A 13,776-nucleotide genomic window follows, 5' to 3' on the forward strand; every position below is an offset into this window, starting at 1 on the left:
GCGGCGGGGAAGGCCGGCCCCGGCGAATCGGCGCCGTCGTCGATCACGCCGCCGGCCCGCGGCGGGGGCTCACCCCGCCGAGGCGTGGCACCGCCTGCGCGGCCGCCGGGAGGGCGCCATCGCACCGGCGGCCGCGCCGCCCGGTACGCGCTGCGCCGGGGTCGTCGCGGTCACCGCCGCCGCGGCCACCGTCGTGGCGGCACCCACCACCGCCGGGGCCGTCACCGTCGCCGGGGCCGTCACCGTGGTCGCCGCGGTCACCGTCGTGGCCGCCAGGGCCGCCTGGGCGCGGGCCGCGTCCGCCATAAACGCCGAGAGAAAGATCCGCTCGGCCGGGCTCAGCGCCCGCGAGCGGCCGGATTCGCGGTCCCGCGCGACCACCACGGTCCGCGCCCGCATAAAGGTGAGCCGATCCCGGCAGACATTCACCTCGACCTGCACCGAACTGCGCCCCAGCCGTTCCACGGTGAGTCGCACCGACAGCGGCTCGGGCCGGTGGTGCAACTGCTCCAGGTAGTCGATCTCGTGCCTCGCGATAATGAATCCGGAGGCGAACAGCGATTCCCTCACCGCGGTTTCGTGGTGACGGAACAGGTCGTAAATCCCCTCCTGGACGTAGCCGACCAGACGGGCGTTGTTGATGTGCCCGTTCTCGTCGACGTCGCTCCACCGGGTCGGGCAGGACAGCACGTGCACGCCCGGCTGCACCGCGTTCACGGCCGGGTCAGCCCGGCACCGGCGGGGAGCAGCGCGCGCTGCAACCTGGCGTAGTAGCCGGAGTGTTCGGCCGCCATCCGGGCCGCGGTCCACCCTTCTTCGGCGGCCTCGGCGGCGGCCTGGACGACGAGGCTGTCCAGCACCGCGTCGACCGCGCGGCACAGATCGTGAACGGCGGCGAGCCGCTCGGTCACATCGGCCCCGCTTCCGGCGTTCCGGGACGGGAAGGCGGCCAGTGATTCCATCGCGAGCTGGAGATCGTCCACTCCGTCCGGCCGGTTTTCCGCAGGGAAATTCCGCATGTTTTTCTCCATGACTCATTCGGCCGTTACGGCCCAGTAGCTAGCGTTCGATTGCACCGGATCGGTGTCGACCCCCCGACCCCAAGACGCTATCCCAGCCGACCGGGGGCGACGGATGGTTTGCGGACCGCGACGGGAAACTGACCCCCATCGGAGTAGTTTGTCGGTGTACACAATATGCCCCATCAGCCGAATGCCGTCCGCATTTCGGGTGGTATCTCCGACGCGCGCCCCGAGATCGGCGCCCCGCAGTCCAAAGTCTGCTACCAGCCACTCCACCACCTCGCCTTGTACAGGTGCGTGCCGCGCAGCGACCGCGCCCCGTCGGGCCGGTGCAGGGTGATCACCGAGGTGCACCAGTCGCACGGAGCGGCGTGCTCGGGCGCCACCGTGAGCAGCCGGCCGGTGCCGGGCTCGTCACCGACGCTCTTGACGTCCCGCTCGGCGGCCGGATCGGCCAGGTGCACGGCGGTGAAGCGGTCGGCGGCCGGGTCGAAGCGCCACAGGCCGGCCGTCGTGGTCACCCAGAACTGCCCCGGAGCCGCCAGGACACCCGCCAGGTCGTGCCCGCCGCGCCCCGGCAACGGGCTGCTGCGCACCGCGGTGAGAGTGGGCGCGGCCGGGGTACCGCCCACCCTCAGCGCGCTCAGCGACGTGTCGCCGAGCACCCAGAGCAGGCCGCTCCGCCCGTCCCAGTGCACCCCGTGCGCGCCGGGCAGCGGGAACTCCGCGTACGCGGCGGCCCGCGGGCCCTGCGAGGCCGCGTACAGCCGCACCCAGCCGCCCGTGCTCGCCGCCACCGCCACGTTGCCGTCCGGCAGCAGCTCGATGCTGTGCGGGTTGACGGACGTCCCCAGGTCCGCCGCCCAGTGGACGCGGCCCACGGTGGTCTCCACGACGGCGGCCAGCCCGCCGGAGGCCGTCGTCAGCAGGTAGCGGCGCCCCTGCCGGACACGGGACTTCGCCTCGTCCGGGTTCGTCCAGCTGCGCGCGGGCGTCAGATCCGCCAACTCCGGTGCCCGGTCGGCACTCCAGCCCCAGACCACCGGCAGCCGGTCCGGCCCGCGGTAGGCCATCAGCTCCTCGGCGCTCTGCAGCACCAGCACGCTCCGCGAGGCCTGGTCGACGACCGCCACCTGTCGGCCCGGCGACCTGGCCCACGCGCCGCTCCCGGGCACGCAGAGCAGCAGGGCGACCGCAAGGGCCGGCAGGGTTCTCCTCAGCACGCCTTCACCGTCGGTGCTGCGGGCCGACTCCGCTCGGCGGCACGTCCGAACGGGCCATCGACGCGGCGGCCGCGGACCGGGCGACGCCGTCGGCGGATCCGGCTCGTTCACTGTCATCCGCACATCCTGGCCGGGCGACGGCACCGGTGGCCGGCGCCACACGGTCCGGCACGCCGGGCCGTCAACCGGGCGCTGACCGCGCTCCTCAGCGCCCGGTCGACGGGCCGGTGTTCGGCGGCCCGTGCGGCGGCGCCCCGGTGTCCGGCGGCTCGGCGCCCGGGGTCCCGACGTCCGGCGGCTGGTCGTCCGACGGCTCAGCGCCCGGCGACCACGTCCGCGACCCGGGCGATCGGCGAGGTGGTGGCCCGCCCGTCCGCCTCCTGCCGGTCGGCGGCGTGGTACGCGGCGTACATCGCGTGCACGCCCAGCCACCGCAGCGGCTCCGGCTCCCAACGCCGTACGGTGTGGCCGACCCACGGCAGCCGGGTCAGCTCGGTGTCCCGGCCGAGCACCAGGTCCCGCAGGGTGCGGCCGGCCAGGTTGGTGGTGGTCACCCCGCTGCCGACGTACCCGCCCGCCCAGCCGAGCCCGCTCACCCGGTCCAGCTCGACGGTGGCGCACCAGTCCCGGGGCACGCCGAGCACGCCCGCCCAGGCGTGGTCGATCCGGGCCTGCGCGGCGGCCGGGAAGAACCAGTCGAGGATCCGGCGCAGCTGGCGCACCGTCTCCACCTGGGTGCTGCCGTCCGAGTCCGTCCGCGAGCCGAACCGGTACGGCACTCCCCGCCCGCCGAGCGCGATCCGGTCGTCGGCGGTGCGCTGGGCGTACATGTACGCGTGCGCGAAGTCGCCCAGCAGCTCCCGGCCCTGCCAGCCGGCCTCCGCCCAGAACCCGGCCGGCAGCGGCTCGGTGGCGACCATCGCGGAGTTCATCGGCAGCCAGGTGCGCTTCTCGCCGCGCAGCCCGGCGGTGAACCCCTCGGTGGCGCGCAGCACATGGTCGGCGGTGACGGTCCCGCGCGGGGTGACGGCGCGGGGCTTGCGGTAGCCGGAGCCGGGCAGGATCGCGGTGACCGCCGTACCCTCGTACACCTCGACGCCCAACTCCCGTACGGTGCGCGCGAGTCCGCGGGCCAGTCGAGCGGGCTGGATGCGGGCGCCGTACCGGGTCCAGCAGCCGCCGAGGGTGCCGGCGACGTCGATCCGCTCCCTCGCCTCCTTCTCGCCGAGCAGCTCGACGCGTCCCTCGCCGTAGGCCCGCTCGCCCTCGACATGGGCCCGGAGGCGCTCCAACTGCGGCTTGCTGCGGGCGACTTCGAGGACCCCTCCGCGGACGATGTCCGCCTCGATCCCCTCGCTCTCCGCTACGCCGACGACCTCCCCGACCGCCTCGTCCATCACCCGCTGCATCGCCGCCGCGCGCTGCTGCCCGTACTTCCTGGCGAACGCGCCGCGGCCCGCGAAGCCGTTGTACAGCCAGCCGCCGTTGCGCCCGGAGGCGCCGTAGCCGCAGAAGCGCCGTTCGAGGACGGCGATCCGCAGGCCGGGGTCGGCCTTCTTCAGGTAGTAGGCGGTCCACAGTCCGGTGTACCCGCCGCCGACGACGCACACGTCGACGTCCCGGTCCCCCGGCAGCCCGGGACCCGCCCCGGGCACTCCGTCCGCCGCGTACCAGAACGACACCCCGCCGTTGACCGCCGCCACCGGAAACCTCCCACACCCTCGCCGACCTGCCCGGACGCTACCTCCGCGGGTCCGCCGCGGGCCACCCCTCACAGTGCAAGGATCGCCGCCGCCGATCAGCCACCCTGTCAGTCCCGCAGCAGGTCCAGGGCGCGCGTCCAGCTGTACGATCCCGGCGTGAAGTCCGCGATCCGCACCCCCATCCGCCGCAGCTTCGCCAGGCTCTCCCGGTAGGCCGGGTGCGCCGCCTGAGCCGCGCTCAGGCAGGGCTGCACGGCGACCGGGACGCCCCAGCCGTACGACTCGCAGAGGATGCCGAGGGCGAGGGTGTCCGAGATGCCCAGGGCCCACTTGTTGATCGAGTTGAAGGTGGCCGGGGCGACGACGATCGCGTCCGGGTCCGGCAGCGGCCGCGGCTCCCCCGGCCTGCGCCAGGCCGAACGGATCGGGTACCCCGTCCGCGCGGCGATCGCGTCGGCGTCGACGAGCGCCATGGCGTTCGGCGTCGCCACCACCCCGACGTCCCAGTTCCGCTCCTGCGCGGCGGAGATCAGCTCCCCCACCCCGCCCGCGACCCCCGCCGCGCACACCACGACGTACAGCACCGGCTTCCTGTCCTCGGACACCCTCGGAATCCCCACGCTCGACCCACCTGCGGACCCCAGAACAGTAAGCTGCCCGCATGGTCCGCTCCGTGGTGTTCGACATCGGCGAAACCCTGGTCTCCGACACCCGCTACTGGGTCGGCTGGGCCCGCTGGCTCGGCGTGCCGACCCACACGATGTCCGCCCTCGTCGGCGCGGTGGTGGCCCGGGGCCGGGACAACTCCGACGCCGTCCGCGTCCTGCGCCCCGGTGTCGACATCGCCGCCGAGTGGCGCGCCCGGGAGGCCGCCGGCCACGGCGAGCACCTCGACGAGACGGACCTCTACCCCGACGTGCGGCCCGCCCTCCACCGCTTGCGCGACGCCGGCCTCTGGGTCGGCATCGCGGGCAACCAGAACGCGCCGGTCACCGGCCTGCTGACCGGGCTCGCGCTCCCGGCGGACGCCATCGCCACCTCGGCGGACTGGGGCACCGCCAAGCCCTCCCCGGAGTTCTTCGACCGCGTGCTCGCCTGGGCCCCCGGCGACCCGCACGAGATCCTCTACGTCGGTGACCACCCCGCCAACGACATCACCCCGGCCCGGGCGGCGGGCCTGCGAACCGCCCACCTCCGCCGGGGCCACATCGGCCTCACGACCCGGGCCCCCGAGGCGGACTGGACGGTCGACTCGCTGACCGCCCTCGCCGACCTCCTCACGGGGCGGTAGCGGCCACGGGCCTCCCGCGGCCGTCGCACGCCACGTCCGAACCGGTCCGCACCGGGCCCGTCCCCGCGCGATGGCGGAGGCGGGCCCGTCCCCATGAGCCTCAGGCCAGGATCCGGACGGGCGGGGCGATGGAGGGCGGGGAGCACCGGGGCGTGGTGGCGCAGACGGTGAGCGGTCTCGGGTGGGGGCCGTCGAGGATCCGGACGGACCAGAGCACCGGGTAACTTCCGCCGCAGATAGAGCAGTTCGGGCGGGGCGGGGCCGCCGGCACCGGAGGCACGCCGGGCGGCATCGGGGGCACGCCGGGCGGCGGGGTCGGCGGGACGAGTGGCTGGGTCGGCGGGACGAGCGGGGGCGGCGGGGTGCCGGCCCACCCGGGGAGGTCCGGGGCGAGGGCCTGGAAGTCGTGGCCGCACTCGGAGCAGGTGTCGAGGACGGACTCGGTGCGCATGTCGCCGCAGCTCGGGCAGAAGGTGACCGGCTGCTCGTCGGCGGCGGTGCTCTCGCAGCGCACGCAGACGAAGTCGGGGTCGATCCTGGACCGTTGGAAGATCGACCCGAAGATCAGGAAGGGATTGGGCTCGCCGTCCTTCTCGTACGTCGTCTGCACGACGGAGGCGATCAGCTTGAGGCGGTTCTTGCGCTGCCGCAGCCGCTTGAGGTCCAGGTTCACCACCTTGGTCTGCCGGCAGGCGCGGCAGGTGCAGAGCGTGCGGACGGGCAGCCGCGAGCGGATGCCGAACTGGCGGTGCAGGAAGTCGAAGGCCGGGCGGTCCGCCTCGGTGACGGCCACCTCCACCGAGCCGAACCCGCCCGCACTGAGCCGGCCTTCCACCACGGCCGCCAACCGCGCGACGTCGGCCGCCAGCTGGTCCGGCACGCCCTCCGGCCGGCTGCCGATCATCACCGGGATCGCCAGCAGGGTTCGGGCGGTGGCCATGTCCATCGTGAGGTAGCCGGCCGGGGAGCGGAACACGATCCGCTCGATGCCCTCCCACAGCGCCGGGCCGGTGGAGCGGCGCCCGCCGGAGAGCCGCTCGGTGACGAGGGCGGCGACCCCGCCGACGAGGCGCTGCCCGGTCTCGTGGTGCCGGGCCAGCGTGTCGGCCCGGGGCCCGCCGGCCCACCACCGGGGCTGCGGGAAGCCCGCCCCGGCCGCCGGATCCAGGCCGGTGAGGGCCCGGTCGAGGGCGCCCAGCGTGACCTGGAAGGCGGCCACGTACGGGTCCTGGACACCCAGGGCGATCACCGAGACCGCCCGGTCCGAGAGGTGCAGGGACACCGCGGTGCGGTCGCCGTCGGCGGGTGCCATGTGGAGACGGGCCGTCACCGGCACCTGGTCGGGCAGCAGCATCGCCGAGCGGACGGCGGAGCCGCGCCGGGCCTCCACCACGGTGGCCATCTCCGAGGTGATCCGGAAGCCGAGCGAGCGCAGCGCGTCCACGGCGGCGACCCGGACGCGCCCGGTGTCGGCGTGGACACGGCGTTCGGCGTCGAGCGTGATCGAGGCCAAGGTTCCTCCGGAGGAAGGGAATTGGTGAGCGGAGGCGGGAGCGGAGCGATCCCGGCGCGCAACCGTAGCGAAAACACCGCGCCGGGGTCCCCCGCTACGTGCACGTATTGACCGGACACCCGGCCGGACCTGCCCGCATGCCCGGCCCGGTGCAGCCGTCTCCCGACACCCGTACCGCCCCCTTGACCGCGGCGTTCCCGGTCGCGCTCGCCGACGACGCCGAGGCGGTTCTCGCCCTCATGCCCGCTTCGCGGCTCCGGCCCGCCGGCCCGTTCCCGGTCGTCGTCGAGGGCGAGCGGGTGACCGTCCCCGGGCGTCTCTACGCCGGTCGGCGAGTACGTCCTGGAGATCCTGGTGGACATCCGGGACGAGCTGCGCCCGCTCGCCGTGCCGGGCTCCCCCGGACGGCTCGCCTACGGGCGGTTCCTCGTCGACAACCCCGCCTTCTTCGCCCGCACGCAACGGCGGGTGGTGAGCTACTGGAGCTGCTGCCACCGCAGTACCCACCGCGACTTCCGGGCCTATCCGGGCTCCACGGTCCTCGACCTCCTGCGGTCCGCCGCCTCCGACCGGGCGGGCCGCCCCTGGCCGGACCTCACGCCCTCGGGCACGGGGTGAGGTGGCGCGTCCCCGTCCTTCTCCCGGCGGGCGGGGAGGCCGTGCCTACGACTCAGGGCGCGGCGTAGCGGGTGACGTTGGTGATCCGGCAGCTGACCTTGCCCGAAACCTGCGCCGTTCCCGGGGCCTTCTGCACGGCGGCCTGGTTCGGGGCGAGGTTGCTGGTCGCGGCGGCGCCCTCGGCGACGCGCGTGCCGGAGGTGTCGGTGAACTCCAGCTGCACGATGTAGTTGCTGCTCTTGCCGCTGTGGTTGGTGATCCTGACCTCGGCCTCGGGCATCTTCAGCACGTCGTTGATCGTGCACTTGGTGATCTCGGCGTCCTTGGCGGCGTCACCACCGCCGACCGGGGCCGCGGCCGGCGGTGCGGCCGCGGGGGCGGTGTCGCTTGCGGCGGGTGCCGCCGGGGCGGGGACACTCCCCGTGGTCGCGGCGACGACGGGAGCGGTGCTCCTGCTGCTGCTGGTGCTGAGGCTGGGATCGCAGGCCGCCAGGCCGAGAACGGTGGCGCCGGCGGCGAGCAGGGTGAGGGCGGTGCGACGCATTGGTTCCTCTGGGGCGTGGTGCGGGCAATGGGAGCGACCGTAGCGAGCCCGCACTGTTCGGTGCGGACCGTGTGATGGATCTGTGACCGGTCCGGGACCTACCCGTCGGTCAGGACCGAACAGGGCGGCGGAAGTCCGCAAATGCTTTCGAGCCCACGGTCGTTGACGAACCATCAGATCTTGCTTCGACCCCAAGGCCCGGCTCGCCTCAGTGCGGCTCCACCAGGGCCGCCGCGGCGTCGGCACAGCCCCAGCTGAGGGTGACGCCGGCGCCGCCGTGGCCGTAGTTGTGGACGACCCGGCCGCCCGGGTCGGCTTCGAGGCGGGGGCCGCCGTGGCGGGCGGGGCGCAGGCCGACGGCGTGGGCGAGGACGCGGGCGTCGCGGAGTTGCGGGATGCGGGCCGTGCAGCGGGCGAGGATGGCCTCGGCGGTGGCCGGGTCGGGTGCGGTGTTCCAGTCGTCCGGCTGGAAGGTGCCGCCGAGGACGACATCGGTGCTGCGGGGGTGGATGTAGGTGTAGCCGGCCGGGTCGTCCTGGATGCGGGTCGAGCTGGGCAGTCCGGGGTTGTGGACCAGGACGAGCTGACCGCGCACCGGGTGCACGGCCGGGTCGTCGCAGAGCTTCCGGGCGCCGAGCCCGGTGGCGTTGACCACCACGGGGGCCCGGTCCAGGGCCTGGTCGAGGGCATCGAGGCGGCGGTGGACGAGTTCGCCGCCGTTGTCGGTGAACCGGCCGAACAGCCAGGGCAGGTAGAGCGGCATCTCGACGGCGGGGGCGGTGAACGACCAGCCGTCCGCGCACTCCGGTCCTCGTTCGGCGGCCGTCAGCCGGCGCAGGTCGGGGACGGCGTCGCCCCACCAGGGCAGGCCTTCCGACTGCCGCTCGTGCTCCAGCATCCGGGTGCTGCGCATCGAGACGCCGGGTACGCCGTCCGCGGCCTGGCGGGCGAACTCGGCGAAGGCGGTCGCGGACCAGTCCGCCACCCGGCTGTCGGTGCCCGTGGCGACGGGGAACCAGACGGCCGCGGCCACCGCCGAGGTCGTCGACAGCAGGCCGTCGGCCGTCACCACGACGACCCGAAGTCCCTTCTCCTGCAGGCGGATCGCTGTGGTGAGCCCGATGATTCCGCTTCCGACCACGACGACGTCCATCGCGAACCCCTCCGTCCGAGGGCCGCCGACCCGATGTCGGCGGCCGCGTCCAGGTAAGCCGGTCGCGCCCGGTCCCGTCCAAGACCAGTTCTGTCCCCGGACGATAAGGCGCGCTTATCATCGCCGGATGGACAGGCGGACGGATCTGCGGACGGATCTCCGGATGGATCTGCGCCGGATGCGCTACTTCTCCGTACTGGCCGAGGAGTTGAACTTCACCCGGGCCGCCGGCCGGCTGCGGATCGCGCAGCCGGCGCTGAGCCAGCAGGTCAAGGCGCTGGAGCGGCAGCTGGGCGTGGAGCTGGTGGAACGCACCGGCAAGGGCTGCGCGCTGACCCCGGTCGGGCGGGCGGTCGCGGAGGAGGCCCGGCGGGTGCTGCGGGAGGTGGCGGCGGCCGAGGAGCGGCTGGCGGCGGTGGTCCAGGGGCGGGAGGGGCGACTGCGGGTGGCGTACACCCGCTCCGCCCGGGGCGGGGTCTGCGACGCCCTGGTGACGGAGTTCCGCAACCGCTACCCCCGGCTGGACGTCGCCCTGCAGACCGGCTGGACCTCGCACAACGTGGCCGAGCTGCTGGCCGGGCGGCTGGACGCGGCGTTCGTCCGGCCGCCCTTGGACGTCCCAGGGCTCGACTGCCGGACCATCGCCGAGGAGGAGCTGCTGCTCGCCGTGCCGGCGGGCCATCCGCTCGCCCGCACCCGGGCCCGGATCGGCCGGCACCGGATCGCGGACGAGCCGGTGGTGCTGTGGCCGAGGGAGAACGGGCCCGGGATGCACGCGTTGATCACCGAGCAGCTGTGGCCGGGCCGCTCGCCCCGGATCGTGCGGGAGGAGCCGGACGACGAGCAGTTGCTGCTGGCGGTGGCGGCGGGGTACGGCATCGCGCCGATCCCGGAGGGCCGGGCCCGGGTGTTCCGGATCCCCGGCGTCTGCCTGCGTCGGCTCACCGCCCCGGTGCCGACGGTCACCCTGGGGCTGGCCCACGATCCCCGGACGGCGCCGCCGGCCGTCCAGTTGCTGCTCGCGATGGCCCCGTCCCGTCCGACGCCGGGAGGGAGACCCGAACGGCCGTGATCCCGAACTCTGGGACTGCGGGAGCCGGGCCAACCAGTACTGGTGGCAAAGCATCTGATGGCTCGTCGACTCCCGGCGGCCCCGGTGCCCGCCCCCGCAACCGGGCGGGGGCGGGCACCGTCGTCGGAGGGCCGGTTCAGCCGATGGTGGAGCCGGTGATCGGGGCGGAGAGCTCGACGGTCTTGCCGTTCAGGCCGGTCTTGACGAACTGCCAGCTCAGGCCGGTGATGACGCCCTTGTCCAGCGGGGCCAGCTTGGCGAAGGCGGGCTGGCTGAGGTCGATGTGGGTGGAGTCGCAGGAGGGACACTGGTCCTTCACCGGGACGGTGATGGTCTTGCCCTGGTAGCTGACCTTGACCGAAATGCCCTTGCAGACCGGGTCGTTGTTGGGGTTGGCGGTGGTCCACCAGGTGTGCGAGACGGCGACCAGCATCTGGGTGGCGGCGTTGATCTGGGTGCCGCAGGCACCGTAGCCGGCGTCGTTGTAGTAGGTGGCCTTGCCGGTCATGGGCTTGTTGATCGGTATCGCGGCGCTGGCGGAGCCCGCGGTGAGGGCGATCAGGGCGGCTGCGGCGAGCGGGGCGCCCGCGAGGATCCTGAGGTTCTTGCCGATGGCGCGCATGGTTCGTTCCCTCCGGTTGCGGTGCAGGGCATGGTCTGGCATGGGCATGACATGCGGAACTCGACACATTCGCACGACAGTTCACCAACCGAATGTCCGCCCTTGTGGAGGAAACGTATGCGCCCGCCCGCAAGGTGGTCCAGACCTCCACGATGTTGGCATGAACACAAGGCAAGCATCTTTACCAATACGGCCGAAGGGGCGAAGATGCGTGACCGCCCCGCCACGGACGGTGTTGACAGAACGTCACCCGCGTCCCCCGGAGGCCCCTCAGATGCGCACCTCGCTCGTCGCCCTGCTCCTCGGCACCGTCCTGCTCCCGACCACCGCGCCCGTCGCCGCCGGTGCGGCGCCCCGCGAGGTGAACCAGGGCTACAGCATCCCCGTCGCCGGCGTGACCGACCTCGGCGCGCTGCCCGTCCTCGGCAGCCTCGGGCTGGACTTCGCCCGCCTGCTCGGGCAGTAGCAACCCGGGCGGCGGCCGCCGCCTTCGAGCAGCCGGGCAGCCGGGCCGCCCGGCGATGGTCCCCGATCCCCCACCAAGATCCCCCCACCCGGGTTACCCTCGTCCCGCGCGGCGGCCCGGCCGCGCAGCCGACCGAGGGGGGAACGGATGATCGGGGACCTGCTGCCGGACGTCGTGGTGACCGAGGTGGCCTACGACGACCCGCCGGAGGCCCGGCTGGAGCCCGAGGAGGAGCCGGCCGTCGCCCGGGCCGTCGACAAGCGGCGCCGCGAGTTCACCACCGTCCGGCACTGCGCCCGGACCGCCCTCGCCCGGCTCGGCGTCCCGTACCGGCCGCTGGTCCCGGGCCTGCGCGGCGCACCGAGCTGGCCGGACGGCGTGGTCGGCAGCCTCACCCACTGCGACGGGTTCCGCGCGGCGGCCGTCGCCCGGGCCGGCACCCTCGCCTCCGTCGGCATCGACGCCGAGCCCGCGCTGCCGCTGCCGGAGGGCGTCGAGGAGACCGTCGCGCTGCCGGTCGAGCGGCAGCGGCTCGCCAAGCTGGCGGCCGAGCACCCGGGCGTCCCGTGGGACCGCATCCTGTTCAGCGCCAAGGAGTCGGTCTACAAGGCCTGGTTCCCGCTGACCCTGCTGTTCCTGGACTTCGACGAGGCCGAGCTGGACCTCTCCCCCGACGGCACCTTCACCGCCCGGCTGCTGGTCCCGGGCCCGGTGGTCGGCGGCCGCCGGATCGACGGCTTCGACGGGCGCTGGGCGGTCCGGGACGGGCTGCTCGCCACCGCGATCGCCGTCTCCCCCTGACGTCGCGCCGGGGTCGCGCCGGGAGACGCCACGGTCGCCCGGGCGTCTCCCGGGCGTCTCCTGCGCATCTCCCGAGCGGCCCCAGGCGTATCCCGGGCGGCCTCCTGAACCGCCGTCGGCGCGGCATATCCTCGACCCCGTGACGGTGACCTATGTGATCGACGGCAACGAGATCAAGACCCTGGACGACTTCTGGGACGTGGTCGGGCGGACCATCGGCGAGGACGGCTACTTCGGCCGCAACCTCGACGCCTTCGCCGACTGCCTGCGCGGCGGTTACGGCACGCCCGAGGACGGCGACTGGGTCATCGAGTGGCGCCGTCACGAGGTCTCCCGCCGCAACCTCGGCTACCCGGAGACGGTCCGCCGGCTGGAGCTGCGGCTGGCCCACGCCCACCCCACCAACCGGGCGCGCATCACCGCCGAGCTGGAAGCCGCCCGGGCGGGCCGGGGGCCGACGGTCTTCGACTGGCTGGTCCGGATCATCGAGGAGGAGCACCCGGGCGGCCTGCGCCTGGTCTGAGCCGCCCGCCCCGAGGCGCACGGCCCGCGGTGCACGGCCCGCGGTGCGCGGCCCGCAGTGCGTACCCCGGCCCGCCCGGCTACAGCACCTCCGAGAGCCGGACGAACCGCCGCCCCGCCGCCAGCAGTCCTGGCAGCGCCGCCGCCACCCCGGGGGCCGTGCCGCCGCCCGGGTGGTTCAGGTGGCCGATCACGATCGCGCCGGGCGGGGCGGAGGCGACCTCCTGCCGCACCTCGGCGGCCGGCAGCGTCGCCCCGCCGTCCCCGTTCACGGTGAAGCCCGCCACGCGCTGGCCCAGGTCGGCGACCACCCGGGTGGCGACGTCGTCGTAGTGCGCGGTGCCGGAGCGGAAGAACCGGGGCGGGTGCCCGAGCAGCTCCGTGAGCTTCCGGGCGTTGCCCGCCACCTCGTCGTACACCTCGCCGACGTCGCCCGTGCCGGCGATGCCGTAGGCGGAGCGGCCGGTGACCGAGAGCGGGCGGTGGACGGTGCCGTGGTTGCCGATCTCGAACAGCGGGTCGGCGGCGAGCTGCTCGAACTCGTCCGGGTTGGCGTCGATCCAGCGGGCGTTCAGGAAGAGCGTGGCCGGCACGCCGTGCGCCCGCAGGGCGTCGATCAGGTCGGCGTCGTAGCCGTTGCCGCGGGGGCCGCCACAGGCGTCGAAGGTGAGCGCCGTGGCGCTCTCGCCCTCCGGCAGCTCGGTGATCACCCCGGACACCTCCAGGCCCCACTCGCTCGGGGCCAGCGCGCCGTACCGCTCGACCGTCTCGGCCCGGGTCGGCTCGTGCGGGGGCTGCTTCGCGGGTTCCGACGCGGAGGTCGGCGCGGGTGTCGGCGCCGGCGTCGGATCCGGCCCGGGTGTCGACGCGGCGGCGGCCTCGGCGGGCCCGCCGGACGCCGTCACGAGCGGCGCAGCGGGCCCGGCAGACCCGGCGGGCCCGGCGGGCGGTATCGCGGAGGGCGAGCCGGTGCCCGACGTCCGGCCACCGCACCCCGCCAACGCGCCTCCGGCCACCACCATGAGCAGCGCCCGCCGGCTCACCGCCATGCCCGTCTCCCATCCGCGCGATTTCTCATATAAACCGATGACATGACTATGAACCGACCAATCGTCACTCCCCGCAACTCGCCCCGGCCCCCGCCCGGCCCCTCTTCACCGAGCCGCCCCGCCCCCGTGGGCCCCGACTCACCCCCGGTTCACCCGCCGGGGTAGGCACGCGAGCGA

General features: G+C 74.4%; 16 protein-coding genes. 6 read left to right on the plus strand and 10 right to left on the minus strand.

The window, feature by feature from the left end; translation table 11 throughout:
- Positions 1-69 precede the first annotated feature (69 nt).
- From ACFVGO_RS21930 to ACFVGO_RS21950, 5 genes are all read right to left on the minus strand, one after another.
- Complete coding sequence (locus tag ACFVGO_RS21930; RefSeq protein WP_359904791.1) at positions 70-717, minus strand: thioesterase family protein; 648 nt, start codon at positions 715-717, stop codon at positions 70-72.
- On the minus strand, positions 714-1,019 hold the full coding sequence (locus tag ACFVGO_RS21935) for a hypothetical protein (protein ID WP_359904794.1): 306 nt from the start codon (positions 1,017-1,019) through the stop codon (positions 714-716). Before ACFVGO_RS21935 ends, ACFVGO_RS21930 begins: the two co-directional genes overlap by 4 nt.
- A gap of 263 nt (positions 1,020-1,282) precedes the next feature.
- A complete protein-coding gene (locus ACFVGO_RS21940; RefSeq protein WP_380633520.1) occupies positions 1,283-2,245 on the minus strand; it encodes a DUF6528 family protein in 963 nt (320 codons plus the stop codon).
- Positions 2,246-2,559: 314 nt separating this feature from the next.
- The gene (locus ACFVGO_RS21945) at positions 2,560-3,948 is read right to left on the minus strand and encodes an NAD(P)/FAD-dependent oxidoreductase (protein ID WP_380633522.1); all 1,389 of its coding nucleotides are present in this window, start codon (positions 3,946-3,948) and stop codon (positions 2,560-2,562) included.
- Positions 3,949-4,055: 107 nt separating this feature from the next.
- Entirely contained in the window at positions 4,056-4,553 is a 498-nt protein-coding gene (locus tag ACFVGO_RS21950) for a flavoprotein (protein WP_359904803.1), read from the minus strand.
- 56 nt (positions 4,554-4,609) lie between these two features.
- On the opposite strand from ACFVGO_RS21950, the gene ACFVGO_RS21955 reads away from it, so the two are divergent.
- Positions 4,610-5,239 carry an HAD family hydrolase gene (locus tag ACFVGO_RS21955; RefSeq protein ID WP_380633525.1) on the plus strand — a complete coding sequence of 210 codons (630 nt, stop codon included), beginning with the start codon at positions 4,610-4,612 and terminating at the stop codon, positions 5,237-5,239.
- Positions 5,240-5,339: 100 nt separating this feature from the next.
- On the opposite strand, the gene ACFVGO_RS21960 is transcribed toward ACFVGO_RS21955, so the two are convergent.
- Complete coding sequence (locus ACFVGO_RS21960; RefSeq protein WP_380633527.1) at positions 5,340-6,752, minus strand: hypothetical protein; 1,413 nt, start codon at positions 6,750-6,752, stop codon at positions 5,340-5,342.
- 354 nt (positions 6,753-7,106) lie between these two features.
- Between ACFVGO_RS21960 and ACFVGO_RS21965 the strand changes: the two genes are divergently transcribed.
- Positions 7,107-7,370 (plus strand): hypothetical protein, encoded by a 264-nt coding sequence (locus ACFVGO_RS21965; protein WP_380633529.1) that lies wholly within the window; start codon positions 7,107-7,109, stop codon positions 7,368-7,370.
- A gap of 52 nt (positions 7,371-7,422) precedes the next feature.
- On the opposite strand, the gene ACFVGO_RS21970 is transcribed toward ACFVGO_RS21965, so the two are convergent.
- Entirely contained in the window at positions 7,423-7,914 is a 492-nt protein-coding gene (locus ACFVGO_RS21970; protein ID WP_359904813.1) for a hypothetical protein, read from the minus strand.
- Positions 7,915-8,122: 208 nt separating this feature from the next.
- Entirely contained in the window at positions 8,123-9,067 is a 945-nt protein-coding gene (locus tag ACFVGO_RS21975) for an FAD-dependent oxidoreductase (protein WP_359904815.1), read from the minus strand.
- 127 nt (positions 9,068-9,194) lie between these two features.
- On the opposite strand from ACFVGO_RS21975, the gene ACFVGO_RS21980 reads away from it, so the two are divergent.
- Complete coding sequence (locus ACFVGO_RS21980; protein WP_380633531.1) at positions 9,195-10,139, plus strand: LysR family transcriptional regulator; 945 nt, start codon at positions 9,195-9,197, stop codon at positions 10,137-10,139.
- Positions 10,140-10,275: 136 nt separating this feature from the next.
- On the opposite strand, the gene ACFVGO_RS21985 is transcribed toward ACFVGO_RS21980, so the two are convergent.
- Entirely contained in the window at positions 10,276-10,761 is a 486-nt protein-coding gene (locus ACFVGO_RS21985; protein ID WP_359904819.1) for a cysteine/serine endopeptidase inhibitor, read from the minus strand.
- Positions 10,762-11,035: 274 nt separating this feature from the next.
- Between ACFVGO_RS21985 and ACFVGO_RS21990 the strand changes: the two genes are divergently transcribed.
- The 3 genes from ACFVGO_RS21990 to ACFVGO_RS22000 all read left to right on the plus strand — a co-directional run bounded on the left by ACFVGO_RS21990 (position 11,036) and on the right by ACFVGO_RS22000 (position 12,551).
- Complete coding sequence (locus ACFVGO_RS21990; RefSeq protein ID WP_359904821.1) at positions 11,036-11,227, plus strand: hypothetical protein; 192 nt, start codon at positions 11,036-11,038, stop codon at positions 11,225-11,227.
- A 147-nt stretch (positions 11,228-11,374) separates the two neighbouring features.
- Complete coding sequence (locus ACFVGO_RS21995) at positions 11,375-12,028, plus strand: 4'-phosphopantetheinyl transferase superfamily protein (RefSeq protein WP_359904823.1); 654 nt, start codon at positions 11,375-11,377, stop codon at positions 12,026-12,028.
- Between the two features lie 139 nt (positions 12,029-12,167).
- Entirely contained in the window at positions 12,168-12,551 is a 384-nt protein-coding gene (locus tag ACFVGO_RS22000) for a barstar family protein (protein ID WP_359904826.1), read from the plus strand.
- 79 nt (positions 12,552-12,630) lie between these two features.
- Here ACFVGO_RS22000 and ACFVGO_RS22005 read toward each other — a convergent pair whose 3' ends face one another.
- Positions 12,631-13,599, minus strand: coding sequence for a polysaccharide deacetylase family protein (locus tag ACFVGO_RS22005; protein ID WP_359904829.1), 969 nt, complete (start codon positions 13,597-13,599; stop codon positions 12,631-12,633).
- Positions 13,600-13,776 lie beyond the last annotated feature (177 nt).

It is taken from the genome of Kitasatospora sp. NPDC057738, from assembly GCF_042798815.1.
Lineage (GTDB): Bacteria > Actinomycetota > Actinomycetes > Streptomycetales > Streptomycetaceae > Kitasatospora > Kitasatospora lactacystinica.